Raw genomic sequence first — 24993 nt, forward strand, 5'->3', positions numbered from 1 at the left:
GCCGCGGCCGGGCCCTCGGCCCGCCCGCGGCCGGTTCCATTTACATCCGTTACATCCGTTGAAATAAAAAACAACCACCGTCCGGTTTTGCACCGCAGCACGCCCGCCCCACCCCTCATTGTCAGTGCCGTATGCCAGAGTTAGGCGCAGCAGTTCGACAGTCAGACGGTTGAGCAATCCATCATCGGCGCATCGGGGGAGGGGCCGATCCGTCATGTCATTGGTTGATGAGGTAGCGGCAGTTCACGCGGGACAACCAAATCCAGCCGCGTTGATTGGCGAATTCCGCCGTACCCATGTCCTCCTCCCCACCGTCAACGACACTCTCATGTCCGCCGAAATGAACGGCATTCGCTGGCTGTACGCCTTCACCGACGAAGAGGCCCTCTCCCGCTTTGCTGGATCCCGCGACAGTGATCCCGGCACGGCAGCGGCAACGGCAGCGGAATGGCAGTACGTAACGGCGTCCGGCGCCCGCATCCTCGACGTCCTGATACCCGCCATCGAAGGGCCGACGGGAGTGGCGCTGGATGCGGGCAGCGAACAGGGCGCACTCTTCCCGCCAATGGCCGGAATCGTCCCCGACAACGCGGCGCTCGACGTACCGACCGACGGCGTACCTCCACGTGACATATCCGATATCACGCCTCTCAGGAGGGACGCGCGGAAATGGGCCTGATAGGCGGCGACGGGTATCAGCTCGAACCGGAGGCCTTCGAGGCAATTTCCAAGGGCATCAAAGCAGCCACCGCCGAACTCAAAGAACTGGGCTTCGACATCGAGGCCCAGCTCGGCCGCGGCTTCGACAAACTTGCCCTGGACAGCGTCGAATGCGGCGACGACGGCTTGGCGACCGTCCTCGACTCCTTCTGCGAGCGCTGGGGCTGGGGCGTCCGCACCCTGATGCAAGAGGCCAACGGCTTCTCCCAGAGGCTGGGTCTCACAGCAGGCCTCTATTACGAGCAGGAGCAGTACCTCTCGGACACGCTCAAGCAGACCGTGAACGCCGCGATGGGCGACCCGGCCAAGTCCGCCGAGAAGCTGCACAACACGTCCTGGGGTGACGTCCTCGCCGACAACCCCATCTCCCAGGTCAAGAACGCGGACTTCGACCCGACGTCCGCAGCGTCGCTGGAAGCGCAGCAGAAGGCGAGGAACGCGGGCAACCAGTTCCTCCAGGACGTCCGCTCCATCCCCGACCGGATCACCCACCCCTTTGACGGCCCGGCCGAGGCCACCACGGAGTTTCACGAGCCGACGAAGCCCGAAGGGCACGGAGGCACCGGCAACGGAGGTAACGGGCAAGGGCGTAACGGTCACGGGGGTAACGACAAGTGAACTGGCTGGGAGACGCCGTCAACAAGGTCGGCGACGCGGCCGACAAGCTCACGGACGCCGTGGAACGCGGCGCCGGGGAGGCCGTGGAGTTCGGTGCCGACAAGCTGGGCGACGGCCTGGAGGCGATCGGGGCGGATGGCGCCGCCGACACCGTCCGCTCAGGTGGCGACAAGCTCGCGGGTGCGCTGGGCGCCCACGTCGACGAACGCCAGCTCGGCGAATCCGACGATCCCAAACAGCTCATCCACGGCGACGTCGAAAAGATCAACGAGAGCGCCTCCCACCTCAAGGACTTCTCCGCCGCCTTCGACCGGGTGGCCGACGGGATGCGCAAGATCGGCTCGCACAGCGGCTGGACCGGTCAGGCCGCCGACGCCTTCCGCGAGTCGTTCGACATGCACCCCAAGCAGTGGATGCGCGCCGCCGACGCCTGCAACGACGCCTCGAAAGCCCTCAAGACCTACGCGCACACCGTCTCCTGGGCACAGGGCAAGGCCGCCGACGCGATCGACAAGTACCGCAACGCCTGCGAAGCGACGAAGAAGGCCGTCGACACCTACAAGACCTCCGTCGACTCCTACAACGCGAAGGTCAAGTCCTACAACGCCACCGTGGACAGCGGCTCCGACCCGGGCCCGAAACCGACCGAGCCCGGCGCGTTCAGCGACCCCGGCGACGAGGGCCGCCAGGCCGCCCAGGACATCCTCAAGGACGCCCGCAGCCAGCGCAACGAAGCCGCTGAGCGAGCCCGTAACGCCCTCCAGAAAGCCCTGGCCCACGCCCCCGACAAGCCCGCCTTCACCGAACTGGCAGGCGCGGCCCTCAAGGACGGCAGCAAGGCGTTCGTCCTGGAACACATGCACCTGGCCGGCGGCGTCGTGAAGGCCGGCGCCGAAACCCTCAAGCTGGCCCGCATGATCAACCCCCTTGACCCCTACAACATCACCCACCCTTTCCAATACCTCTCCAACACCAGCACCACGCTCCTCGGCCTGGCCTCCGCCCCCCTCCACCCCATAGAGACCGCCAAGGGCATGCTCGGCTCCGGCTGGGGCAGCGACCCGGCCGACTCTCTCGGCACCATGCTCGGCAACCTCGTCGGCGGCAAGGGGGCCGGCGGACTGGCCAAGGGAGCGGCCAAGGCAGGCGCCAAGAACGCGGCCAAGGGCGCCGCACGGACCGCCGCCAGGGAAGGCGGCAAACGCACCATCCGGGACCGTCTGCGCACCGCCTGGTGCAAGACCTTCGGCAGCGACCCCATCGACATGGCCACCGGCCGTATGCACCTGCCGCAAACCGACATCGCCCTCCCGGCCGGCTTCCCCCTCGCCTTCACCCGCACTTTCGAGTCGTCCTACCGCACCGGCCGCTGGTTCGGCCCGGCCTGGATGTCCACCGTCGACCAGCGCCTGGAGATCGACTCCGAAGGCGTCATCCTCATCGGCGAAGAGGGCGACTTCCTCCTCTATCCCCACCCCGCCGTCGGCGTCCCCACCCTCCCCGTCGAGGGCGACGGCGCAGCCCTGGAGCTCACCCCGGACGGCGACTACCTCCTCACCGACCCCCTCACCGGCCTCCGCCGCTACTTCACCACCTACACCGAGACCCTCGCCGTCCTCGACGAGATATCCGACCGCCACGGCAACCACCACATCACCTTCGACTACACCGAAGACGGCACCCCCACCGCCCTCACCCACAGCGCCGGCTACCGCCTCCTCCTCACCACCGACCAGGGCCGCATCACCGCCCTTCACCTCGCCGGCGCCGCCCCCGACGGCACCGACCAACTCCTGCTCACCTACGGCTACGACGACTTCGGCAACCTCACCACCGTCGCCAAGTCCTCCGGCCTCCCCCTCCGCTTCACCTACGACGACGCCGGCCGCATCACGTCCTGGACCGACACCAACAACAGCGGCTACCACTACGCCTACGACGACCAGGACCGCTGCACCCACCAGGGCGGTACCGAGGGCCACCTACGCGCCCACTTCACCTGGGGCGACCCCGACCCGGTCACCGGCCTGCGCACCAACGTCCACCACAACTCCCTCGGCCAGGCCACCACCTACCAGGTCAACGACCACCACCAGATCGTCGCCACGACCGATCCCACCGGCGCCACCACCCGCACCGTCCGCGACGCGTCCCACCGCATCCTCTCCACCACCGACGCCCTCGGCCGCACCACCCACCTCACCTACGACGACCACGGCCGCCCGCTCACCGTCACCCTCCCCGACGGCACCACCTCCACCACCGAGTACACCGACGACGGCCACCCCCTGCGGGTCACCGGTCCGGACGGCACCACCTGGACCCACACCTACGACGCCAAGGGCAACCGCACCTCCACCACCGACCCCACCGGCGCCACCACCACCTACACCCACGACCCCCGTGGCCACCTCGCCTCCGTCACCGACGCCCTCGGCAACACCACCCGCATCTACTGCAACGACGCCGGCCTCCCGCTCACCGTCACCGACCCCCTCGGCGCCAAGACCCACTACCGCCGCGACGCCTTCGGCCGCACCACATCCGTCACGGACCCCCTCGGCGAAACCACCCACTACATCTGGTCCACCGAAGGCAACCTCACCGCCCGGATAGACCCCACCGGCGCCACCGAGGAATGGACCTACGACGGCGAAGGCAACCGCACCTCTCACACCGACGCCATCGGCCAGACCACCCACTACGAATACGGTCACTTCGACCTCCTGACCGCCCGTACCACGCCCGACGGCGTCCGCTACTCCTTCACTCACGACACCGAACTCCGCCTCACCCAGGTCACCAACCCCCAGGGCCTGACCTGGAGCTACGCCTACGACGACGCCGGCCGCCTCACCTCCGAGTCAGACTTCGACAACCGCACCCTCACCTACACCCACGACCCGGCCGGCCGGCTCACCACCCGCACCAACGCCCTCGGCGAAACCACGACCTACACCCGCGACATAGCCGGCCGCATCACCCACAAAAACGCCGCAGGCCTGGTCACCACCTACACCCACTCCCCCTCGGGCCAACTCCTCCAGGCAGCCAACCCCGACGCCACCGTCACCTACACCCGGGACGTCCTGGGCCGCGTCACCACCGAAACGGTCAACGGCCGTACCCTCACCTTCACTTACGACGCCCTGGGCCGCCGCACCTCCCGCACCACCCCCACCGGCCACGCCACCACCTACGCCTACGACCCGGCCGGCAACCGCACGGCGATGGACATCGCCGGCCACCCCCTCACCTTCGACCACGACGCCGCCGGCCAGGAACTCACCCGCACCATCGCCAACACCCTCCAACTGGCCCACACCTGGGACCCCACCGGCCGCCTGGCGTCCCAGTCCCTCACCACCACAGCCACCGGCACCGTCCAGTCACCACAACCTGCCGCCGAAACAGTGGGGCTTCTCCACCGCACCTACACCTACCGCCCCGACGGCCACCTCACCGCGCTCACCGACTCCCACACCGGCCGCCGCACCTTCGACCTCGACCGCGCCGGCCGCGTCACCGCCGTCCACGCCGCCGACTGGACCGAGACCTACGCCTACGACGAAGCCGGCAACCAAACCCACGCCACCTGGCCCGACCACCACCCCTCCCCCTCCGCCCGAGGCGAAAGGTCATACGTCGGCACCCGCATCACCCACGCCGGCCGCATCCGCTACGAACACGACCCTCTCGGCCGAGTAACCCTCCGCCAGAAGACCCGCCTCTCCCACAAACCCGACACCTGGCACTACACCTGGAACACAGAGGACCGCCTCACCATCGTCACCACCCCTGACGGCACCACCTGGCGCTACCTCTACGACCCCACCGGCCGCCGAATAGCCAAACAACGCCTGTCGGAAGACGGCCAAACCGTCGCCGAACAAACCGACTTCACTTGGGACGGCCCCACTCTCACCGAACAATCCACCCACACCCCAGGCCGTCCAGACGCCCTCTCCCTCACCTGGGACCACCAGGGCCTCACCCCCCTCACCCAAACCGAACGCAAAACCACCACCCTCACCACCACCCTCACCAACGCCCCCCAACACGTAATAGACCAGCGCTTCTTCGCGATCGCCACCGACCTCGTCGGCTCCCCCACCGAACTCGTCGACACTTCAGGCTCGATTGCTTGGCGCACCCGCACCACCCTCTGGGGCACCACCACCTGGAACCGCGAAGCCACCGCCTACACCCCCCTCCGCTTCCCCGGCCAATACTTCGACCCCGAAACCCAGCTCCACTACAACTTCCACCGCTACTACGACCCAGATTCAGGCCGCTATACAACCCTCGATCCGCTCGGCCTCATACCGGCACCCAACCCCGCCTCCTACGTAGATAACCCGCATGCCGCGGTTGACCCTCTTGGCCTCTCTGGTTGTCCGCCACTCGGCGAACACTCAAATCCCTTCAGTTCCCGGGCAGACGCAGAGAGAGCCGCCTTCGACCTCGCAGGTGTCCCTCATGGGCGAATACCCGATGCCGAATGGCAAGCGGTAGGAGATAAAGCCTACAGACACATCCCCGGTTATACATACTCACCCAAGCCGGAACATTGGGGTAATTTCCGTCAATTCGAACTGGATCACGGATCCCGAGTAGTGGTCGAGCATACTCACGACCCCGCCGGACCCCACTTCCATGCCGGCAAACCAAAGGTGGACGACACTCGCCACTTCGTAAATTTCGGCTGGGACAACACAAAAGCGGGATACGAGACCATGGAGAGGTATGCGAAAATTAACAAGCCTGGCGGAGATCACCATTTCTTCTATAAGGAGTGATTCAAATCATGCCTCACCTTGATCGAACACATCGATTGCAACTGATCTCATCCAGCGGATTGGTGGTGGTAGATGCACAGCCGCCGCCAAGCATTCCGACCGTGATGCAGGCATGGCAGAAGGTTGTAAACGTACAGACTGAACCCACAGTCGCAGTCAGTCAGGACCTCCCGGACGCACTGAAAGAGGTGGACCGGCAGTGGCTTTCCCAGGGAGTCAAGAATTCACTATTCAACAAGGAAGGCGAATTCCTCATCAGCGTGGCCGGTCCCGGATCAGTCGACTTCGGATGGACTCGCGTTAGATGGTCCAAGAATGCCAGCCCCTCTTCGATGCCAAGCCAGGATGAAAATTCGCCAGAATTTCTTGGGATGTCACTAGATGGTCGCAACATTTGCGCCGTAACAACAGAAGAGTATGACTATTGGATTGTGGTTTCCAAAATCCAATAACCAACCACTTACGTCGCCTTCACGAACCAACCCTTCAGGACATCCGCAGCCATACCCCTCTACGGCCCGTGACGGGGACCTCGTAACCTGCTGTACCGAATGTCTTGAACTGGTGCGCTCACGTAGCGGCACAGCACAACAGGGGGAACTGCATGTCCGCGTACTCACCGCCGCCGCACGGTCAGCCCGGCCCTGCCCCGTACGGCCCGCTGGCCGGACCGCCTATGGGCCAACCGCCTACGGGTCAGAGCGGCGGTGTTCCCTACAGTCCGCCCGCGGGCACTCCGGTGCCGTACGGCCGGCAGCCGGCGTACGGTCCGCCCGGCCATCAGCCGTGGGCACAGATGCATACACAGCAAGCCGGGACTCCGATGTTCACGCCGACGGGAGTACCTGCGCGGCGGCCGTGGCTGCGTCCGCTCATTGCCTTCGGTGCCGTGGCGGTTGCCTTTACGGGCTTCTGGGTCCTGACCGTCCTCACCGACGACGGCAAACCCCCGGCGAAGGATGCCCGCGAGGCGAATGCCGGGGAGTGCCTGGAGAACCGCGGCACCCAAGCCAAGCCGGTGCTCTTCACCATCGGCTGCAACGACGCCAAGGCCGAGTACATGATCGCGACGAAGCCGGGCTACCAGGGCACATGCGCTCCCGAATTTGACGTGTATGAGGAGAAGCGCAACCGCCTCAAGTACACCGTGTGCCTCCGCCCGCTGCGTCACTGAAGCTCAGCCGCGCGTGGATCACGAAGCTGATTCCCAGCGATCCTCGGCTTCGAGCTCGGCCATGAACGCATCATGAGTCATCGTCGGGCCGGTGGGGGAAGCCTCGCGCGCCTGCGCTTCGGCGGCGTCCGCCGCGTCCCTGAGTTCCTGAAGTTCCCTTGCAGCGACCTCGTGGACGTTCAAGATCGGCTCCGTTCAGTGGAGCGCGCGGTGGCGCGGAGCGTTGCGGCTCGGGCGTGAACCTCGGCGGGGGTGAGGGGGACCGCAAGTGGGGGTGGTGCCTCATTTCGGCAGGAACGGCAGAGGCCGCCGGGGAGAGCTTCGGGGCGGCCCGGTACGCCGCAGTGGGCGCACTCCACCAGCCAGCCGTGAGGCGGAGCGGTGGCGGCCCGCTTCGGTTCACGGCTGCGCTCTGGAGGGATCTTGGTGGTCAGGCGGGTGCGGATGAAGGCACCTGGGCTGTGGATCTCTCCCGGGAGATCGGCGGTGAGGGAGCGGACCAGGTGGTCCTCGCTGGCGCCTCGATCCAGCCACTGGTTAGCCAGGCTTTCGAGGGCCACGCATTCGGCTGCTGAGAGTGTGACGCGGTCATCCGCGTGGCCGAGGCGGGCGAGGGTGGCGTAGGCCCGGGTGCGAGGGGCCTTTCCCGGAGCGGGAGCGGGCGTGTCCGTCGGGTGGGTGGCTGTGGCTGTGCGCGGCCTGGCGGGATGGGGAGTTGGCTGGTGCTGGTTGTTGAGGTACGTCGCCCACCAGGTGTCGGGGCGGGGCGTACGGGAGAAGAAGGTGTGGGTGACGAGCCTGTTGCCGACGGCCGGGGCACGGCGTACGCGACGTAGATGACCTGCGGCGGAGAGGGTGCGCAGGGCGGTGGCGACGGCCTGCTGGCCGTAGTACGGCTGCGCGTCCGCGAGGATCTTGATGCTCATCGCGGCGCCTTCGGGCAACTGGTCGATGAGGGTGGCGAGGTACGCCTCGCGGGCCGGGAGGTGGGCGAAGAGGCCGTCGGCGGAGGGGGTTTGGCCCGTTTCGCCGTCGTCAGCCACCGTCCGTTTTCCGTAGCCCGGTCGGGCCATGGGGTGGGCGGGCGGTGTGGGGATGGGCAGGGCGAGGGTAGGGTTGATTGAAGCCACGAGATCTCCTGTAGCGATCTTGATGGTCAGACCCTGGCTTTGGTGTTGGCGCACCGGCCGGGGTCGTTTTAGTTGTGTGCGTTGAGAGCTGCGGCGAACGCTAGACGAGCAGGACAGGCCGTGGCAAGCCGGTCACGAAAAGTCATCTCCGGTGGTAAAAGGCCCAGTTGGGGTTGGGGGATAACCAATCCAGAACCCAACCAAACCAACAAAGCTTGGGACTCGGGACTTGAGACCCGGGACTCGGGTCAGCGGTCTGCGACCAGGGCGACGAAGCCCGTCCAGGCGGGGACGGAGAAGGTGAGCTGAGGCCCGGTTGCGTGCTTCGAGTCCCGGACGTGGATGGTGTCGGGGCAGGTGGCCACCTCGACGCACGCGCTGCCCTCACTGTCGCTGTAGCTGGACTTGAACCAGGACAGTTCGGCGCTCATAGCTTTTCCACCATCTGTTCGAGGAAGCTCGTTGATTCCTCCACGCTAAGGGCCTGAGTGCGGATCGCGCCATGGCGCGCAGTGAACAGACTGAGGTCGGCCGGATCTGACGTGAGATGGCTCAGGGACTGCCCCTCGGCAAGAGCGAAACGTTCGTGGTCTCGGGTTTCGAGCAGCACCATAGGCCCCATAAGGGCTGCGGGGACGACCCGGTCGTACGGGAGCACTTGCAGGGAGAGGTTCCGCAGTTGCACAGCCTCCAGCAGGTGGAGCAGTTGCCGCTTGTGCCCACCCGGACCACCTACTGGACAGCGCAGGACGGCCTCATAGAGCACGAAGCTGAGATCCACTGGCGGGTTCCGGGACAGCAGCCCTTGTCGATCCAGGCGCGCCTGGATCCGTTCTTCGACCGTAGCCTCGTCCAGTGGTGGGCAGTGGTTTCCGATCAACGCCCTCGCGTACTCCTCCGTCTGCAACAGCCCCGGCACGAGTGCGACCTCGTACCACCAGACACTGACCGCATCCGCCTCGAACTCGAAGAAGTCCCGCGACCGTTCCGGAAACTTCTCCCTCTTCAGGTACGGCAACCCGGCCTTCAGCTTCCCGCCCGCCCCGAAGAGTTCATCCGCCACCTCCGCCAGCTTCGGCGGTACCGGGCGCTTCCCGAGTTCCACGGACTCCACCGTGGACGCGGAGTAGCGGGCGGCCTCGCCCACCTCCGCGCGGGAGACGCCCGCACCCCTGCGCCACAGCTGGAACTGGCTGCCGAAGTAGCGGTACGGAACCGGAAGTTGAAGTTGCGGTTCGTTCACCATGATCGTGCCCCGCCTCCCACGCACCACGTACACACGCTGCGTACGCGTCTCATTACTCGCAGAGTAGGCGCGCCTCGGCGACCGTGATGCCATGAACAGCGAGATTCCCCCGGACCGGCCCCCACTGGCGCCGGCACTGCCCCTGGGCTCGTACGCCGTCGACACCCGTACCGACCGCATCGGGCGGATCATGGACCGCCACGGCGGGCTCGTACAGCTCCGGCCGCCGGGCGGGGGACGAGAGTGGGACTGCCCTCCGGATCTTGTGCGGCGGGCGACGCGGGCCGAGTCGCTGCGGGCGGACGTGGCACGAATGAACGCGGAGAGCGGATGGAGGGTGTGAACGGCGAGCCCCCGGGGCGAAACCCCAGGGAAAGTCCGCGCCGTCGCGCCCACCCCGTCCAGTACGATATTGACGTTCCGTAAAGCAAATCCTCACTGACCGTAGCGACTTGGGAGCAGCCGGCAATGGCTCGACACCTCATCACCAGCGCCCTTCCGTATATCAACGGGATCAAGCACCTGGGCAACATGGTGGGGTCCATGCTTCCCGCTGATGTGTACGCCCGGTATCTGCGGCAGCGGGGGCATGACGTCCTCTACATCTGCGCCACGGACGAGCACGGGACGCCGGCCGAGCTGGCCGCGAAGGAGGCCGGGCAGTCGGTCGCCGAGTTCTGCGGTGAGCAGCACGGCAAGCAGAAGGCGATCTACGACGGCTTCGGGCTGGAATTCGATCACTTCGGGCGGAGCTCGTCGCCGGAGAACGTGGAGCTCACCCAGCACTTCGCGCGCAAGCTGCACGAGAACGGCTTCATCGAGGAGCGGGCCATTCGGCAGGTCTACTCCAACGCCGATGAGCGCTTCCTCCCCGACCGCTACATCGTCGGTACGTGCCCGCACTGCGGCTACGACAAGGCGCGCGGCGACCAGTGCGAGAACTGCACCCGGGTGCTGGACCCGACCGATCTGATCGACGCGCGGTCGGCGATCAGCGGCAGCAGTGATCTCGAGGTGCGGGAGACCAAGCACCTGTTCCTGCTCCAGTCGAAGCTCCAGCACGAGGTCGAGGGCTGGCTGGAGGGGAACGGCAGCAAGGAGTGGCCGGTCCTGGCGTCCTCCATCGCGCACAAGTGGCTGACCGAGGGGCTCCAGGACCGGGCGATCACCCGTGACCTGGACTGGGGTGTCCCGGTGCCGGCCGATGTGTGGCCGGAGCTGGCGGCCGAGGGCAAGGTCTTCTACGTGTGGTTCGACGCGCCGATCGAGTACATCGGGGCGACGAAGGAGTGGGCGGACGTCGCCCCGGAGAACCGCGACTGGAAGTCGTGGTGGTACGAGGCCGATGACGTCCGCTACACGGAGTTCATGGCCAAGGACAATGTGCCGTTCCACTCCGTGATGTTCCCGGCGACGCAGCTGGGGACCCGCGAGCCGTGGAAGAAGGTCGACTTCCTCAAGGCCTTCAACTGGCTGAACTACTACGGCGGGAAGTTCTCCACGTCGCAGAAGCGCGGGATCTTCACGGACGCGGCGCTGGAGCTGCTGCCGGCCGACTACTGGCGCTACTTCCTGATGGCGTACGCCCCGGAGTCGGACGACACCTCCTTCACCTGGGAGCTGTTCTCGGCCTCGGTCAACAAGGACCTGGCGGACACGCTGGGCAACTTCGTCAACCGGGTGCTGTCGTTCTCGCGGAAGCGGTTCGGGGACGAGGTGCCGGCGGGTGCCGAGGCGGGGGCCGCGGAGCAGAAGCTGGGCGTGGAGATCGCCGGACTGCTGGCCGAGTACGAGGGGCACATGGAGGCCCTGCAGTTCCGTAAGGCGGCGGCCTCGCTGCGTGCGCTGTGGAGCGCGGGCAACTCCTACCTGGAGGAGAAGGCCCCGTGGCTGGAGATCAAGACCGACAAGGACGCGGCGGCGCTGACGCTGCGCACCGCGATGAACCTGATCCACCTGTACGCGGTGGTCTCCGAGCCGTTCATCCCGGCGTCGGCGAAGGCGATGCGGAGCGCGTTCACGCTGGCCGACGACACCGCGGTGTGGGTCTCGGCGGACGAGGCGAAGACGCTGGCCGCAGTGCCGGCCGGGACGCCGTTCACGGTGCCGCCGGTGCTCTTCGCGAAGATCACGGAGGAGGACCTGGAGTCCTACCGGGAGCGGTTCGGCGGCTCGGAGGGGTAAGGCCCGTCCGGAGCGTCGGGCTCGGCAGGAGTGTCGGGTTCGGCAGGGAAGTCGGGCTCTGCAGGAGAGCCGGGCTCGGCTGGGGTGTCGGGCTCGGCGGGAAAGGCGGGCTCGGCGGGGAATTCGGGCTCGCCGGAGGCGTAGGGCCCAGGGGGGTAAGGCTCCTTTCGCCCTCCCACCACGTGTACATGCGCCCGCTCGGTCTTCGCGGACCGGGCGGGCGTTTGTGCGCGGCCGGGTGAGCGCTCGTGCGCGGCCGGGCGGACGGCCGGTGACACATATGCGCTCAGGGGCGTCAGGCCCGGCGTCGGCGGGAGGGGGAGTGGGTGCCAGTCGCGGGCGTAGTGGGGCGGTTTGTCGTGGGCGGGGAGGACGACGGCGGTGGGGTCGTGCGCGCCGAGGCTGGTCAGGGCGGCGGGGGTGATGCTGGCGTCATGGCCGTCCGGCTGCCGGGAGGCGCAGCCGATCCGGTAGGCCAGCCGTACCGCTTCCTCTCCGCTGACCACGCACGGCGGCCGTAGGCCGGCGGTCTGGAGGGTGGTGGCGATCCGCTCGATGTCGTTCTGCCCGCGTACGGTTCCCCGCTGCATCTTCTGCAGGATGGCCAGCTGCAGCGCCTCGTGGCCCAGCAGCGCGATCACCAGAGCAGCCACCGCCCAGGCGTGGCGGCGGCGCGGCAGGCGGGTGAGCCAGTGCAGGAACCAGGCGGCAGGCATCAGCAGCAGGGCGTAGGCGGGCAGCAGGAAGCGCGGGGCGGCGTAGTCCACCATCAGCAGGTACGGGGCGGCGAGGCAGAGGCCGGCCAGGGCGGGGAGGGTGACGGCGGCGGCCGGGCCGTAGCGGTGGCGGGGGCCGACGGGGTCGCCGATGCGCGGTGTGGGCCACGGGGGGCCGTAGCCGTGCAGCGGGCCGGCGCCGTGCGGAGGGCCGTAGCGATGCGGCGAACCGTAGCCGTCGGGCGCGTCGGCGGGCCTGAGTCCGTGCGGCGCCGCCCCGGGGGAGCCAAGGCCGAGCGGCCGGGCCGCTCCCCCGCCGAGTGGCCGAAGCGCATCCATGCCGTACGGCTGGACCGTGTCCATGCCGTACGGCTGGGCCGGATCCACGCCGAGCGGCCGGGCCGGGGCCACGCCGAGCGCCCCCAGCCGTACGGGCTCCAGGCCCAGGCCGCGCCGTCGGCCGCCGGGCCTGCTGGTGCGCGCCGCTGCCCAGACCGCGCCGACCACCGCCACGGGCAGCGCGAACCACCATGCCGCCGTCACCGGGTACTTCCACTCCAGATCGCAGGGGCGGCAGAGCGTCTTGCCCTGGAGTACCCGGACGTGGTCGCCGAAGGACGGATGCCAGCCCAGGCCGCCCTGGATCTCCGCCGCCTGCCGCAGCCGGGCGGGCAGCCCGCCGTAGGACAGATACGCCTCCACGACCCACTCACCGCAGCCCAGGAGCACGCCGACCGGGAGCGCCAGCAGCACGGTGGAGCGCCGCCACGCCGGTACACACAGCGCCACGGCGAAGAGCGGTACGGCCAGCCAGACGGCGTCGACCGGGCGCATCAGAGCGGCCACGGCCACCGCGAGGGCGAGGCCGACCGCCGCGCCCCGGCCGGCGCGGGGCGCCAGCTGGGCCGACGGCTGTTGTACGGCCAGCAGGAAGCAGCCGACGGCGATGAGTGCGGCGTAGCCGACCCATAGGTTGGGCATCACCTGCGGTCCGTAGAAGAGCGTGACCCACAGACCGGCGAAGAGCGCACCGCCGAGGGCCGGCACGGGGGCGGGCAGCAGGCGCCGCCAGACACACAGGGTCAGGAGGAATCCGGCGCCGGAGAGCACCGCGAGGTAGCAGTGCAGGACGACGGCCGAGGTCGTCAGGGCGGCGAGCGGGGCGAGGAGGAGGGAGACGCCGCGGGCGCGCGGGGCGCTGAAGAACGCGGCCGGCGCGTCGGGATCGACCTGGCTGACGTACACCGTCTCGTCCCAGCCCAGGCCGGGGGTGGCGAGGGCGAGGTAGACCTGGGCGGCGGTGAAGACGGCCGCGAGGGCGACAAGCCATCGCAGGTCACGGACGGGGGCGGAGGGCGTCGTCAGGGCCCGTGCGTCCGGGCCGGACCTGGCGGGGAGGAGGCTGGCTTGGTGCATGGGCACCACAGTGCGCGGGGTGGACCGTCACGGCCACACGTGTGGTGCGGTTGGAGCAGTGGGCCGACATGCCGCAGGGGCGGTGTTTCACGTGAAACTGTTTCACGTGAAACACCGCCCCTGGGCGTGTCCGGGACGGGCCGCTGGCCCGCCCGCGTCACTTGGTCGGCTTGTACGGCGTCGGCTTCGCCGGGCCCTTGTAGATGTTCAGGTGCAGTTCCTTGAGCCGGGCCGCTTCCAGCTCGCTCGGCGCGCCCATCATCAGGTCCTGCGCGTTGCCGTTCAGCGGGAACGCGATGGTCTCGCGGATGTTCGGCTCGTCGGCGAGCAGCATGACGATCCGGTCGACGCCGGGGGCGATGCCGCCGTGCGGCGGGGCGCCGAAGCGGAAGGCGCGCAGCATGCCCGCGAACTGCTCCTCGACGGTGTCACGGTCGTAGCCCGCGATCTCGAAGGCCTTGATCATGATGTCGGGCTCGTGGTTCCGGATCGCGCCGGAGGACAGCTCGACACCGTTGCAGACGATGTCGTACTGCCAGCCCAGGATGTCCAGCGGGTCCTTCTCCTCCAGGTCCTTCATACCGCCCTGCGGCATGGAGAAGGGGTTGTGGGAGAAGTCGATCTTGCCGGTCTCCTCGTCCCGCTCGTACATCGGGAAGTCGACGATCCAGCAGAAGCGGAAGACGCCCTCTTCGAAGTGGCCGGCCCGCTTCGCAGCCTCGACGCGCACCGCGCCCATGATCTTCGAGACCTCGTCGAAGTCGCCCGCGCCGAAGAACACGGCGTGGCCGGCCTCCAGGCCGAGGCGCTCGCCGAGGACCTTGACGTTCTCCTCGGTCAGGAACTTGGCGATCGGGCCGGTCAGTGCGCCATCGGCGCCGACGCGCACCCAGGCCAGGCCCTTGGCGCCCTGCTCGACGGCGAACTCACCGAGCTGGTCGAAGAACTTGCGCGGCTGGTCCTGCACGGCCGGCACCGGCAGCGCGCGGACGTGCTTGCCCGCGAAGGCCTTGAACTCCGAGCCCTCGAAGACATCGGTGATGTCGACCAGTTCCAGCTGGGCGCGCAGGTCCGGCTTGTCGGAGCCGTACTTCAGCATCGCCTCGCGGAACGGGATGCGCGGGAACGGCGAGGTGACGTGGCGGCCACCACCGAACTCCTCGAAGAGCTCGGTCATCAGCTTCTCGACGGGCTGGAAGACGTCCTCCTGCTCGACGAAGGACATCTCGATGTCGAGCTGGTAGAACTCGCCCGGCGAACGGTCCGCACGGGCGTCCTCGTCACGGAAGCAGGGGGCGATCTGGAAGTAGCGGTCGAAGCCCGAGATCATCAGCAGCTGCTTGAACTGCTGCGGGGCCTGCGGCAGCGCGTAGAACTTGCCCGGGTGGAGGCGGGACGGCACGACGAAGTCGCGGGCGCCCTCCGGCGAGGTGGCGCTGAGGATCGGCGTCGCCATCTCGTTGAAGCCGAGCGTGGTCATCTTGTGGCGGATGGCCGCGATGACCGCCGAGCGCAGCATGATGTTGCGGTGCATGCGCTCGCGGCGCAGGTCGAGGAAGCGGTACTCCAGGCGCTTCTCCTCGTTGACGCCGTCGTCCGCGTTGATGGTGAAGGGGATCTGCTGGGCCGCGCCCAGGACCTCGACCTCGGACGCCTCGATCTCGATCTCGCCGGTGGGCAGCTCCGGATTGACGTTCTCGGCGCCGCGCGAGACGACCTTGCCGTCGACGCGGACGACGGTCTCCTTCGTCAGCTTGTCCAGCACCTCGGCGGCCGCGGTGCCGGGGCGGGCGACGAGCTGGGTGATGCCGTAGTGGTCGCGCAGATCGATGAAGAGGATGCCGCCCAGGTCACGTCGATTGTGCAGCCAGCCGCTGAGGCGGACGTCCGTGCCGACGTCCGCGGCTCGGAGCTCGCCGCAGTTATGGGACCGGTACCGGTGCATCGCTCATCCAAGTCGTCGCGAGTGTCGAGGTGAGGAGTTGTCGGGCGGGGAGGGAAGGGATCGGAGCCCGGACTCGGACGCCCGGTCGGTCCCCTCGTGGATCACCCGGAAGGCCACCCCAGGATTGACATAACCGCTCCAGGTTACCGTCCCGGCGCCCGCCGCTTCATTGACGTATACGCAACAGCGTTTTCCCCACGCGACGGCCCCGTGATTCACCCCCGCGGAGACCCTGCGGTTCACCCCCGCGAAGACCCCATGGTTCTCCCACCCGACGGCCTCGTGGGAGAGCGAGGCTCCGACCGGGACGCCCGACTGGGATGATGGTCACGTTCCGCTCACTGGTCGCTGCACGTCAAACACCCATAAAGTGATGCAATGCGCACCGAGGACCTCCTGGCCGCCCTCGCAACCGGCCTGTGGCGCTGGGACAACGCATCGGGACGGGTCACCCTCGACGCCGAGGCGGCCCGGCTGCTCGGGCTCCCCGCCGAGCCGACGGAGCTGAGCGAGGCGGCCGTACGCTCCCGTTTTCATCCCGTCGACTTCGCCGAGATCAACGGGGTGGTCCAGCTCGCGGTCGCCGAGGAGACGGTCGCCGAGGCCCGGCTGCGCATCGTGGACGAGCGCGGGCGAGTGCAGCGCATCGTCCGCTCCCGCTCCCGGCCCCGCGTCGTCAACGGCGGCTTCGAGATGGTCGGCACCCTCCAGGAGGTACCCGAGCCGCAGCCGGGCACGTCCGCCGCGCACACCCCGATAACCGGTGACTGGCGCCGCTCCCGCGAGGCGTTCCTGCTGGACGCGGGGCGGGCGCTGGCCGAGGCGCACTCCACGGCCGAGGTACTGCGGGTGGCCGCGGGACTGGCCATGCCGGGGTTCATGCCGGACGGGCTGGCGGTCTTCGGGATCGCGGGCGACCGGGTCACGGTGATCGGCCACCACGGCCACCGCCCCGGCGACGAGAAGCCCTTCCTCAACATGCCACTGGACACCGACTACCCGGCCGCCGAGGTCATCCGCACCGGCCGGGCGATCTACCTGCCCACACCCGACGACTACCGCCGCCGCTACCCCGGCACCTGGCCGCTGGCCGCCCGCTTCGGCCGGACGTCCTGGGCGTTCCTGCCGCTGGTCAACGCGGGCCGGACGATCGGCGCCTGGATGGCGGCGTTCGCCCAGCCGGTCGGCTTCACCCCCGATGAGCGCTCGGTGCTGACCACCGTCGCCCGGATGCTGGCCCAGGCGCTGGCCAGGGCCGGTATGCGGGAGGAGCAGCAGGAGCTGGCGCTGGGGTTGCAGCGCAGCATGATGCCGACGGTGCAGCCGGACATCCCGGGGATGTCGGTCGCGGCGCGTTACGTGCCGACCGGCGGCGGGCTGGAGGTCGGCGGCGACTGGTACGACATGATTCCGCTGCCGTCCGGCCGGATCGCCCTGGTCATCGGGGACGTCCAGGGGCATGACGTACGGGCCGCGGGCCTGATGGGCCAGCTGCGGATCGCGCTGCGCGCCTACGCCTCCGAGGGGCACCACCCCGATGCGGTGCTCTCCCGCGCCTCCCGCTTTCTGGCCGGGATCAACGAGACCGAGCTCCGGGGCCACGGCGAGGACCAGCGCTTCGCGACCTGTCTGTACATCGAGGTGGATCCGGCGACCGGGCTGCTGGACATCGCACGGGCCGGCCATCCGGACCCGGCGATCCGGCTGGCCGACGGCACCATGCTGGTGCGGCACACCGCGGGCGGACTGCCGCTGGGCATCGTGCCGGACGCCGACTACCCCACGACCCGGATCGTCCTGGAACCCGGCGAGACGATGCTGGTGTGCACCGATGGGCTGATCGAGACCGGCGGCCACGACCTGGAGACGGGCTGGGCCCGGCTGCGCGACATCATCGAGGCCCACGAGACCAATGAGGACGACCAGGGGCTGGAGCGGCTCGCCGACGCCCTGGTCCAGGCCGTGCACGGGCCGCCCTCGCACCACACCACCGGCCCGCTGGTGGACCGCCGCGAGGACGACATAGCGGTGCTGTTGCTGAGCCGCGACGCCGCCTGCTGCGGGGTGGGCACCGGCCTGCTGGCGCAGCAGCCCGTACGGCGCACCGTGCTCGCCGTCGCGCAGGCCGAACCTCAGCGGATCGCCGAGGCGCGCCGGCAGATCCGCGATGTGCTGCACGACTGGGCCGACCCGGACCAGGTCGACTCGGCGGTGCTGATGGTCTCCGAGATGGTCACCAACGTGCTGATGCACACCGACGGGGACGCGCTGCTGGTCGCCGAGATCTCCGGTGCGCGAGGCGCCCGGCGGATCCGCGTCGACGTCTCCGACAGCAGCGATGAGCTGCCGCACCGCCGCACCCCCGGTGAACTGGCCTCCTCGGGGCGCGGGCTGATGCTGCTGGAGCTGCTGGCCGGGGCATGGGGCGTGGATCCACGCGGGGACGGCAAGTCGACGTGGTTCGAACTTTACGAGGACGCGGGAGACGCGGCCGGACCGCTGTCGCCGGAATCCGGCCCGGAGCCGGATCCCGGGCTCGAGGCGGAGTCCGAGCCCGCCGCGTAGTGCCGGCGCAGCTCGTGCAGCACACCCGTGGCGGCCGCGGTCAGCGGTACGGACAGCAGCATGCCGAGGATTCCGCCGACGCTGGCACCCGCGGTGATCGCCAGCATCACGGTCGCCGGGTGCATCTGGACCGTACGGCTCTGGATCATCGGCTGCAGCACATGGCCCTCCAGCACCTGCACCGCCATGACGACGCCGACCGCCCAGAGCGCGATCACGAAGCCCCGGTCCGCGAAGGCCACCAGGATCGCCACCGCGCCCGAGATGAACGCGCCGAGGTAGGGGATGTACGCGCCGACGAAGACCAGCGCGCCCAGCCCGACGGCGCCCGGTACCTGGAGGATCAGGAGTCCGACGGTGATGAAGGTGGCGTCGATCAGCGCGATGAGGGTGGTGCCGCGCATAAAGCCCTCGATGGACTGGAAGCCCCGGCGGGCCATCTTCTCCAGGCGGGGCCCGGAGTCGCCGGGCGCCCAGTCGTGCAGGGCTTGTACGGCCTTGCCGGAGTCACGCAGGAAGAAGAAGGTCAGCAGCAGGGCGAGTACCGAGGCAGCGATGAACTGGCCGACGACGCTGACCCCGGCCAGCAGCCCGGAGGCCGCGGTGCCGCCGAACTTGGTGACCAGCCCCTTGGCGTTGGTGGCGAGATCGTCCAGCGAGGCCCCGGCCATGCCGAAGTACTTGGAGAGGCCCTCGGCCGCGTCCTTGAGCGAGTTGATGATCTGGTCACCCGTGTCGACCAGCGCGCTGACGACGATGTATCCGGCGCCGCCGACCACCACCACGAGAACCGCGCAGGTCAGTCCGGCCGCCAGCGAACGGTTGAGCTTCATCGCCACCAGCTGCCGGTAGAGCGGCCCGAGCAGCGCACTGCCGAGCAGCGCCAGCAGTACGGGCGTGACCGCCGCGCTCAGGTAGACGCACAGCCACACCACCACGGCCAGCACAGCCGCGACCAGCAGCACCACCCCGCACCAGGCCGCGGCCCGGCGGGCCTCGACCGGCAGCAACGGCTTGTCGGGACGCGGCCGTTCACCGCCGGCGCCACGGCGGTCTTGATCTGAGTCGTTTCGCACCCCGACAGTCCACCATGGCGAGCCGCTCCCATGCGGAGCCTGGAACGGGCCCGAACGGTGTTTCACGTGAAACAGGGGTGGAGTTTCGCGTGACGGGCGGACGCGGCGTCAGCGCTCCGCGGCCGGGACCGTTCCGAACCGTCCGGCCTGGAAGTCCTCGAAGGCCTGGGCCAGTTCGGCATGGGTGTTCATCACAAACGGCCCGTAGTGCATCATCGGCTCGCGGATCGGCCGGCCGCCCAGCAGCACCACCTCGAAGTTCGGGCTGCGCGACTCCTGGGTCTCGTCGGCCCGGATGGTGATCGCGTCACCGGAACCGAACACCACCGCCTGTCCTGTGCGGAACGGGCGCTCCTCGGTACCTGCCGAGCCGCGTCCGGCCAGGGCGTAGGCGAGGGCGTTGAACTCCTGGCGCCAGGGCAGGGTCAGCTCGGCGCCCGGGTTCACCGTCACATGCATCATCGTGATCGGCGTGTGTGTGATGCCCGGCCCACGGTGACCGTCGAGATCACCGGCGATCAGTCGCAGCAGCGCACCGCCGTCGCCGGAGGTCAGGAGCTTGACCTGGCCACCGCCGATGTCCTGGTAGCGGGGAGCCATCATCTTGTCGCTCTTGGGCAGGTTCACCCAGAGCTGGATGCCGTGGAAGAGGCCGCCGGACATCACCAGCGACTCGGGCGGCTCCTCGATATGGAGCAGGCCGGAGCCGGCCGTCATCCACTGGGTGTCGCCGTCGTTGATGACACCGCCGCCTCCGTGCGAGTCACGGTGCACGAACGTGCCGTCGAGCAGGTAGGTGACGGTCTCGAAGCCGCGGTGCGGGTGCCAGGGCGTGCCCTTCGGCTCTCCGGGCGCGTACTCCACCTCGCCCATCTGGTCCATCATGATGAACGGGTCGAGGTGCCGGTAGTCGATACCGGCGAACGCCCTGCGCACCGGGAAGCCCTCGCCCTCGAATCCGCCCGGGGCAGTGGCGACGGCCAGCACGGGGCGGGTGTGTGCTGCGGCAGGGGCCGCCACACGCGGCAGGGTCAGCGGGTTCTCAACGGTCACTGCGGGCATGACGGCCTCCTCGGTCGTTCGCTCAACTTAGTTGAAGCATGAACAACCGGCAAGGCGCACGGCATTCCCGCGCACATTTCCCCAGATCAAAGGCTACGTGAGCGGATTAATATGATTAAAGAGGGATGAAACGGGCCACCGGGGCTAACGAGGTCAACGAGGACGAATCCCCCGATCCCGCCCCGCGCCCCCTACCCGTACATCCGGCGCATCGCGAAGTCCACCATCTGCTCCACGGCCTTCGCGTCGAAGACCATCCGGTGGTCGCCCTCCATGTCGAGGACGAAGCCGTAGCCGGTCGGCAGCAGGTCGAGCACCTCGGCGCCGGTGATCACGAAGTACTTGGACTCCTTGCCCGCGTACCGCCGGAGCTCCTTGAGCGAGGTGAACATCGGGATCACCGGCTGCTGGGTGTTGTGCAGCGCCAGGAAGCCGGGGTTGTCGCCGCGCGGGCAGTAGACCTTGGACGTGGAGAAGATGCCCTGGAAGTCCTCGGCCGACATCGAGCCGGTGGTGAAGGCGCGCACCGCGTCGGCGAGCGAGGGCGGGGACGGCTCGGGATACAGCGGCTGCTCGCCGTAGCCCCCGGGGGCCGGTTGCTGCGGCGGGGGCGGCGGTGCGCCGTACTGCTGCCCGACACCCGCGTTCTGGTCGTAGCCGTACATGGGCCACAGCGTACTGAGTCAGAGGTTCCGCGGGGGACGCTCGTCACAGATGGCGAGAAGGGGTTGATTCTTATTACCCGCGGGTAGCATCATTTGCCTACTAGCCGGTATTGCGTCTGAGGTCCCTGCCTTGGGTCCTCTCCCGAACACTTACGGAGCCGTACCCATGGGCCACTACAAGTCGAATCTCCGCGACATCGAGTTCAACCTCTTCGAGGTGCTGGGCCGTGACCGCGTGTACGGCACCGGACCGTTCGCCGAGATGGACGTCGACACCGCCAAGAGCGTGCTGTCCGAGATCACCCGGCTGTCCGAGAACGAGCTGGCGGAGTCCTTCGCCGACACGGACCGCAACCCCCCGGTCTTCGACCCGGAGACCAACACCGCGCCGGTTCCGGACACCTTCAAGAAGAGCTACCAGGCCTACATGGACGCCGAGTGGTGGCGCCTGGGCATCCCGGAGGAGATCGGCGGCACCACCGCGCCACGCTCCCTGCTGTGGGCCTTCGCCGAGACCATCCTGGGCTCCAACCCGGCGATCTGGATGTACGCCTCCGGCCCCGCCTTCGCCGGTGTCCTCCACGACGAGGGCACCGAGGAGCAGCACCGCATAGCTCAGCTGATGGTGGACAAGCAGTGGGGCTCCACGATGGTGCTGACCGAGCCGGACGCCGGTTCGGACGTCGGCGCGGGCCGCACGAAGGCCACCCAGCAGGAGGACGGCTCCTGGCACATCGAGGGTGTGAAGCGCTTCATCACCTCCGGTGAGCACGACATGGCCGAGAACATCGTGCACTTCGTCCTCGCCCGCCCCGAGGGCGCCGGTCCGGGCACCAAGGGCCTGTCGCTGTTCATCGTGCCGAAGTACGACTTCGACTGGGAGACCGGCGAGCTGGGCGAGCGCAACGGCGCCTACGCCACGAACGTCGAGCACAAGATGGGCCTGAAGGCCTCCAACACCTGCGAGATGACCTTCGGCGCCAACCACCCGGCCAAGGGCTGGCTGCTGGGCGAGAAGCACGACGGCATCCGCCAGATGTTCAAGATCATCGAGTTCGCCCGGATGATGGTCGGCACGAAGGCCATCGCCACCCTCTCCACCGGCTACCTCAACGCGCTGGAGTACGCCAAGGAGCGTGTGCAGGGCCCGGACCTGGCGGCGTTCACCGACAAGACCGCCCCGCGCGTCACCATCACGCACCACCCGGACGTCCGCCGCTCGCTGATGACGCAGAAGGCGTACGCCGAGGGTATGCGCGCCCTGGTGCTCTACACCGCCACGGTCCAGGACGAGATCATCGTCAAGGAGGCCGCGGGCGAGGACGCCGGCGCCGCGATCCGCCTGAACGACCTGCTGCTGCCGATCGTCAAGGGCTACGGCTCGGAGAAGTCCTACGAGCAGCTGGCGCAGTCACTGCAGACCTTCGGCGGCTCCGGCTACCTGCAGGAGTACCCGATCGAGCAGTACATCCGGGACGCCAAGATCGACACCCTCTACGAGGGCACCACCGCGATCCAGGGCCAGGACTTCTTCTTCCGGAAGATCGTCCGCGACCAGGGCCAGGCGCTCACCGCGCTGTCCGAGGAGATCAAGAAGTTCCTCGCCGACAGCACCGGCGGTGACGACCTGGCGCAGGCCCGTGGTGAGCTGGCCAAGGCCGCCGCCGACCTGGAGGCGATCGTCGGCGCCATGCTGACCGACCTCGCGGCCACCGAGCAGGACGTCAAGTCGATCTACAAGGTCGGCCTGAACACCACCCGCCTGCTGCTGGCCTCCGGCGATGTCGTGATCGGCTACCTGCTCCTCAAGGGCGCGGCGGTGGCCGCCGAGAAGCTGGCCGACGCCTCGGCGAAGGCTGTTTCCTCCAAGGATGTGGCCTTCTACACCGGCAAGATCGCCGCGGCGAAGTTCTTCGCGCACAACGTCCTGCCGGACGTCTCCGTCCAGCGCGGGCTGGCCGAGTCCGTCGACCAGTCGCTGATGGAGCTGGACGAGGCAGCGTTCTGAGCAAGCCTCAGTCCCGGCTACCGGGAACGGCGCGTTCCGGGCAGGGTCCGCTGCCCGGAACGCGCGTTCTCCTGAGCGGCGTTCTTAGACGTCTCTCATCTTCGCCGCCCACACTGATCGTTGCCCGCCTCTCTTCCCCCGGGGAGGCGGGCTTCGTCGTCCGCCCGGCGCACCCTGCCCCGGCCCCGCGCTGTGCACACACGACCGGAATAGTTCAGTCCATTTCAGGTTTTCTTCGGGAATGCGGAATTCGTGGCCGGAAGGGAGCGTGGTCATCGCGCACGCGCACGGGGTATGCGGGGTCCGGCTCTTTATGCTGAATCCATGACCAACTCCGCTCGCTTTGATCGCGGCCATACCGACGACCTGATGTCCTTCCTCGCCGCCAGTCCGTCGCCCTACCACGCGGTCGCCAACGCGGCGGAGCGGCTGGAGAAGGCCGGCTTCCGGCAGGTCGCGGAGGCCGACGCGTGGGACAACGCGAGCGGTGGCAAGTATGTGCTGCGCGGCGGCGCCATCATCGCGTGGTACGTGCCCGAGGGGGCGAGCGCCGCGACGCCGTTCCGCATCGTCGGGGCTCACACCGACTCCCCCAATCTGCGGGTCAAGCCGATTCCCGACACCGGCGCCCGCGGCTGGCGGCAGATCGCCGTGGAAATCTACGGCGGCACCCTGCTCAACACCTGGCTCGACCGCGACCTGGGGCTGAGCGGCCGGGTGACGCTGGGGGACCCGGCATCCGGAGACTCACAGGAGCGCCGAGGCGGAGCGGAGCGGAGCGGGCCGCACCGGCTGGTCCATATCGACCGGCCGCTGCTGCGGGTGCCGCAGCTGGCCGTACACCTGGACCGCTCGGTGAACTCCGAAGGACTCAAGCTCGACAAACAGCGCCATATGACGCCCATCTGGGGTCTGGGCGAGGTCGCCGAGGGAGATCTGATCTCCTTCATCGCCGAGGAGGCCGGCGTCCCGGCAGAGGACATCAAGGGCTGGGACCTGATGGTGCACAGCGTCGAGCCGCCCTCCTACCTCGGCCGCGACCGCGAGCTGGTCGCCGGTCCGCGGATGGACAACCTGCTGTCCGTGCACGCCGGTACGGCAGCCCTCGCCGCCGCGGCCACGGCCGGCAGCTCGCTGTCCCACATCCCGGTGCTGGCCGCCTTCGACCACGAGGAGAACGGCAGCCAGTCCGACACCGGCGCGGACGGCCCCCTGCTCGGCACGGTGCTGGAACGTTCGGTCTTCGCGCGCGGCGGCTCGTACGAGGACCGCGCCCGGGCCTTCGCCGGCACCATCTGCCTGTCGTCCGACACCGGGCACGCCGTACACCCCAACTACAGCGAACGGCACGACCCGGGGCACCACCCGATGCCCAACGGCGGGCCGATCCTCAAGGTGAATGTCAATCAGCGCTACGCCACGGACGGCAGCGGCCGGGCGGTCTTCGCGGCGGCCTGCGAGCGCGCCGGGGTGCCGTGGCAGAGCTTCGTCTCCAACAACTCGATGCCGTGCGGCACCACGATCGGCCCGATCACCGCGGCCCGGCACGGCATCGCGACGGTCGACATCGGTGTGGCGATCCTGTCCATGCACTCGGCGCGCGAGCTGTGCGGTGCCGAGGACCCGTATCTGCTGGCGAACGCCCTGACGGCCTTCTTGGAGAGCTGAG

At 68.5% G+C, this 24993-nt stretch carries 19 protein-coding genes; 10 read left to right on the top strand and 9 right to left on the bottom strand.

Annotated elements, in window-relative coordinates; genetic code table 11:
• Positions 1–214 precede the first annotated feature (214 nt).
• From AZE13_RS09260 to AZE13_RS09275, 5 genes are all read left to right on the top strand, one after another.
• A complete protein-coding gene (locus tag AZE13_RS09260) occupies positions 215–679 on the top strand; it encodes an SseB family protein (RefSeq protein WP_079123844.1) in 465 nt (154 codons plus the stop codon).
• The gene (locus AZE13_RS09265) at positions 670–1338 is read left to right on the top strand and encodes a hypothetical protein (RefSeq protein WP_079123845.1); all 669 of its coding nucleotides are present in this window, start codon (positions 670–672) and stop codon (positions 1336–1338) included. The genes AZE13_RS09260 and AZE13_RS09265 overlap by 10 nt, the downstream gene beginning before the upstream one ends.
• Entirely contained in the window at positions 1335–6137 is a 4803-nt protein-coding gene (locus AZE13_RS09270) for a putative T7SS-secreted protein (protein ID WP_066928923.1), read from the top strand. Before AZE13_RS09265 ends, AZE13_RS09270 begins: the two co-directional genes overlap by 4 nt.
• Before the next feature lie 8 nt (positions 6138–6145).
• Positions 6146–6589: a hypothetical protein gene (locus AZE13_RS36255; protein ID WP_147264626.1), complete on the top strand. Its 444-nt coding sequence runs from the start codon at positions 6146–6148 to the stop codon at positions 6587–6589.
• A gap of 371 nt (positions 6590–6960) precedes the next feature.
• Positions 6961–7311, top strand: coding sequence for a hypothetical protein (locus AZE13_RS09275; RefSeq protein WP_066928925.1), 351 nt, complete (start codon positions 6961–6963; stop codon positions 7309–7311).
• Positions 7312–7329: 18 nt separating this feature from the next.
• Here the strand turns inward: AZE13_RS09275 and AZE13_RS36765 are convergent, their stop codons facing one another.
• The 4 genes from AZE13_RS36765 to AZE13_RS09290 form a co-directional block, all read right to left on the bottom strand.
• The gene (locus AZE13_RS36765) at positions 7330–7494 is read right to left on the bottom strand and encodes a hypothetical protein (RefSeq protein WP_181690292.1); all 165 of its coding nucleotides are present in this window, start codon (positions 7492–7494) and stop codon (positions 7330–7332) included.
• Positions 7491–8441 carry a hypothetical protein gene (locus tag AZE13_RS35530; RefSeq protein WP_066928927.1) on the bottom strand — a complete coding sequence of 317 codons (951 nt, stop codon included), beginning with the start codon at positions 8439–8441 and terminating at the stop codon, positions 7491–7493. The genes AZE13_RS36765 and AZE13_RS35530 overlap by 4 nt, the downstream gene beginning before the upstream one ends.
• 248 nt (positions 8442–8689) lie before the next feature.
• Complete coding sequence (locus AZE13_RS09285; protein ID WP_066928929.1) at positions 8690–8872, bottom strand: DUF397 domain-containing protein; 183 nt, start codon at positions 8870–8872, stop codon at positions 8690–8692.
• On the bottom strand, positions 8869–9687 hold the full coding sequence (locus AZE13_RS09290; protein ID WP_066929543.1) for a helix-turn-helix domain-containing protein: 819 nt from the start codon (positions 9685–9687) through the stop codon (positions 8869–8871). The genes AZE13_RS09285 and AZE13_RS09290 overlap by 4 nt, the downstream gene beginning before the upstream one ends.
• A gap of 91 nt (positions 9688–9778) precedes the next feature.
• Between AZE13_RS09290 and AZE13_RS09295 the strand changes: the two genes are divergently transcribed.
• The gene (locus AZE13_RS09295; RefSeq protein ID WP_066928931.1) at positions 9779–10030 is read left to right on the top strand and encodes a hypothetical protein; all 252 of its coding nucleotides are present in this window, start codon (positions 9779–9781) and stop codon (positions 10028–10030) included.
• A gap of 125 nt (positions 10031–10155) precedes the next feature.
• Positions 10156–11871 carry a methionine--tRNA ligase gene (gene metG, locus AZE13_RS09300; RefSeq protein ID WP_066928933.1) on the top strand — a complete coding sequence of 572 codons (1716 nt, stop codon included), beginning with the start codon at positions 10156–10158 and terminating at the stop codon, positions 11869–11871.
• On the opposite strand, the gene AZE13_RS37500 is transcribed toward metG, so the two are convergent.
• Both AZE13_RS37500 and aspS read right to left on the bottom strand, forming a co-directional pair.
• Positions 11838–14003, bottom strand: a complete 2166-nt coding sequence (locus AZE13_RS37500) for a hypothetical protein (protein WP_066928935.1) — start codon at positions 14001–14003, stop codon at positions 11838–11840. The two genes, metG and AZE13_RS37500, sit on opposite strands and share 34 nt — an antisense overlap.
• 157 nt (positions 14004–14160) lie before the next feature.
• The gene (gene aspS / locus AZE13_RS09310; protein WP_066928937.1) at positions 14161–15948 is read right to left on the bottom strand and encodes an aspartate--tRNA ligase; all 1788 of its coding nucleotides are present in this window, start codon (positions 15946–15948) and stop codon (positions 14161–14163) included.
• Positions 15949–16326: 378 nt separating this feature from the next.
• On the opposite strand from aspS, the gene AZE13_RS09315 reads away from it, so the two are divergent.
• Positions 16327–18513, top strand: a complete 2187-nt coding sequence (locus AZE13_RS09315) for a SpoIIE family protein phosphatase (RefSeq protein ID WP_066928939.1) — start codon at positions 16327–16329, stop codon at positions 18511–18513.
• Here the strand turns inward: AZE13_RS09315 and AZE13_RS09320 are convergent.
• The 3 genes from AZE13_RS09320 to AZE13_RS09330 form a co-directional block, all read right to left on the bottom strand.
• A complete protein-coding gene (locus tag AZE13_RS09320) occupies positions 18417–19589 on the bottom strand; it encodes an AI-2E family transporter (RefSeq protein ID WP_066928941.1) in 1173 nt (390 codons plus the stop codon). The genes AZE13_RS09315 and AZE13_RS09320 overlap by 97 nt on opposite strands.
• A gap of 108 nt (positions 19590–19697) precedes the next feature.
• Positions 19698–20651, bottom strand: a complete 954-nt coding sequence (locus AZE13_RS09325) for a pirin family protein (protein WP_066928943.1) — start codon at positions 20649–20651, stop codon at positions 19698–19700.
• A 191-nt stretch (positions 20652–20842) separates the two neighbouring features.
• Entirely contained in the window at positions 20843–21316 is a 474-nt protein-coding gene (locus AZE13_RS09330; protein WP_066928945.1) for an SseB family protein, read from the bottom strand.
• A 166-nt stretch (positions 21317–21482) separates the two neighbouring features.
• On the opposite strand from AZE13_RS09330, the gene AZE13_RS09335 reads away from it, so the two are divergent.
• Together AZE13_RS09335 and AZE13_RS09340 are read left to right on the top strand one after the other, a co-directional pair.
• Positions 21483–23324, top strand: a complete 1842-nt coding sequence (locus AZE13_RS09335) for an acyl-CoA dehydrogenase (protein WP_066928947.1) — start codon at positions 21483–21485, stop codon at positions 23322–23324.
• 324 nt (positions 23325–23648) lie between these two features.
• The gene (locus tag AZE13_RS09340) at positions 23649–24992 is read left to right on the top strand and encodes a M18 family aminopeptidase (protein ID WP_066928949.1); all 1344 of its coding nucleotides are present in this window, start codon (positions 23649–23651) and stop codon (positions 24990–24992) included.
• The last annotated feature ends 1 nt before the right edge of the window (position 24993 follow it).

The organism is Streptomyces sp. NBRC 110611 (genome assembly GCF_001590865.1).
Classification (GTDB): Bacteria; Actinomycetota; Actinomycetes; order Streptomycetales; family Streptomycetaceae; genus Streptomyces.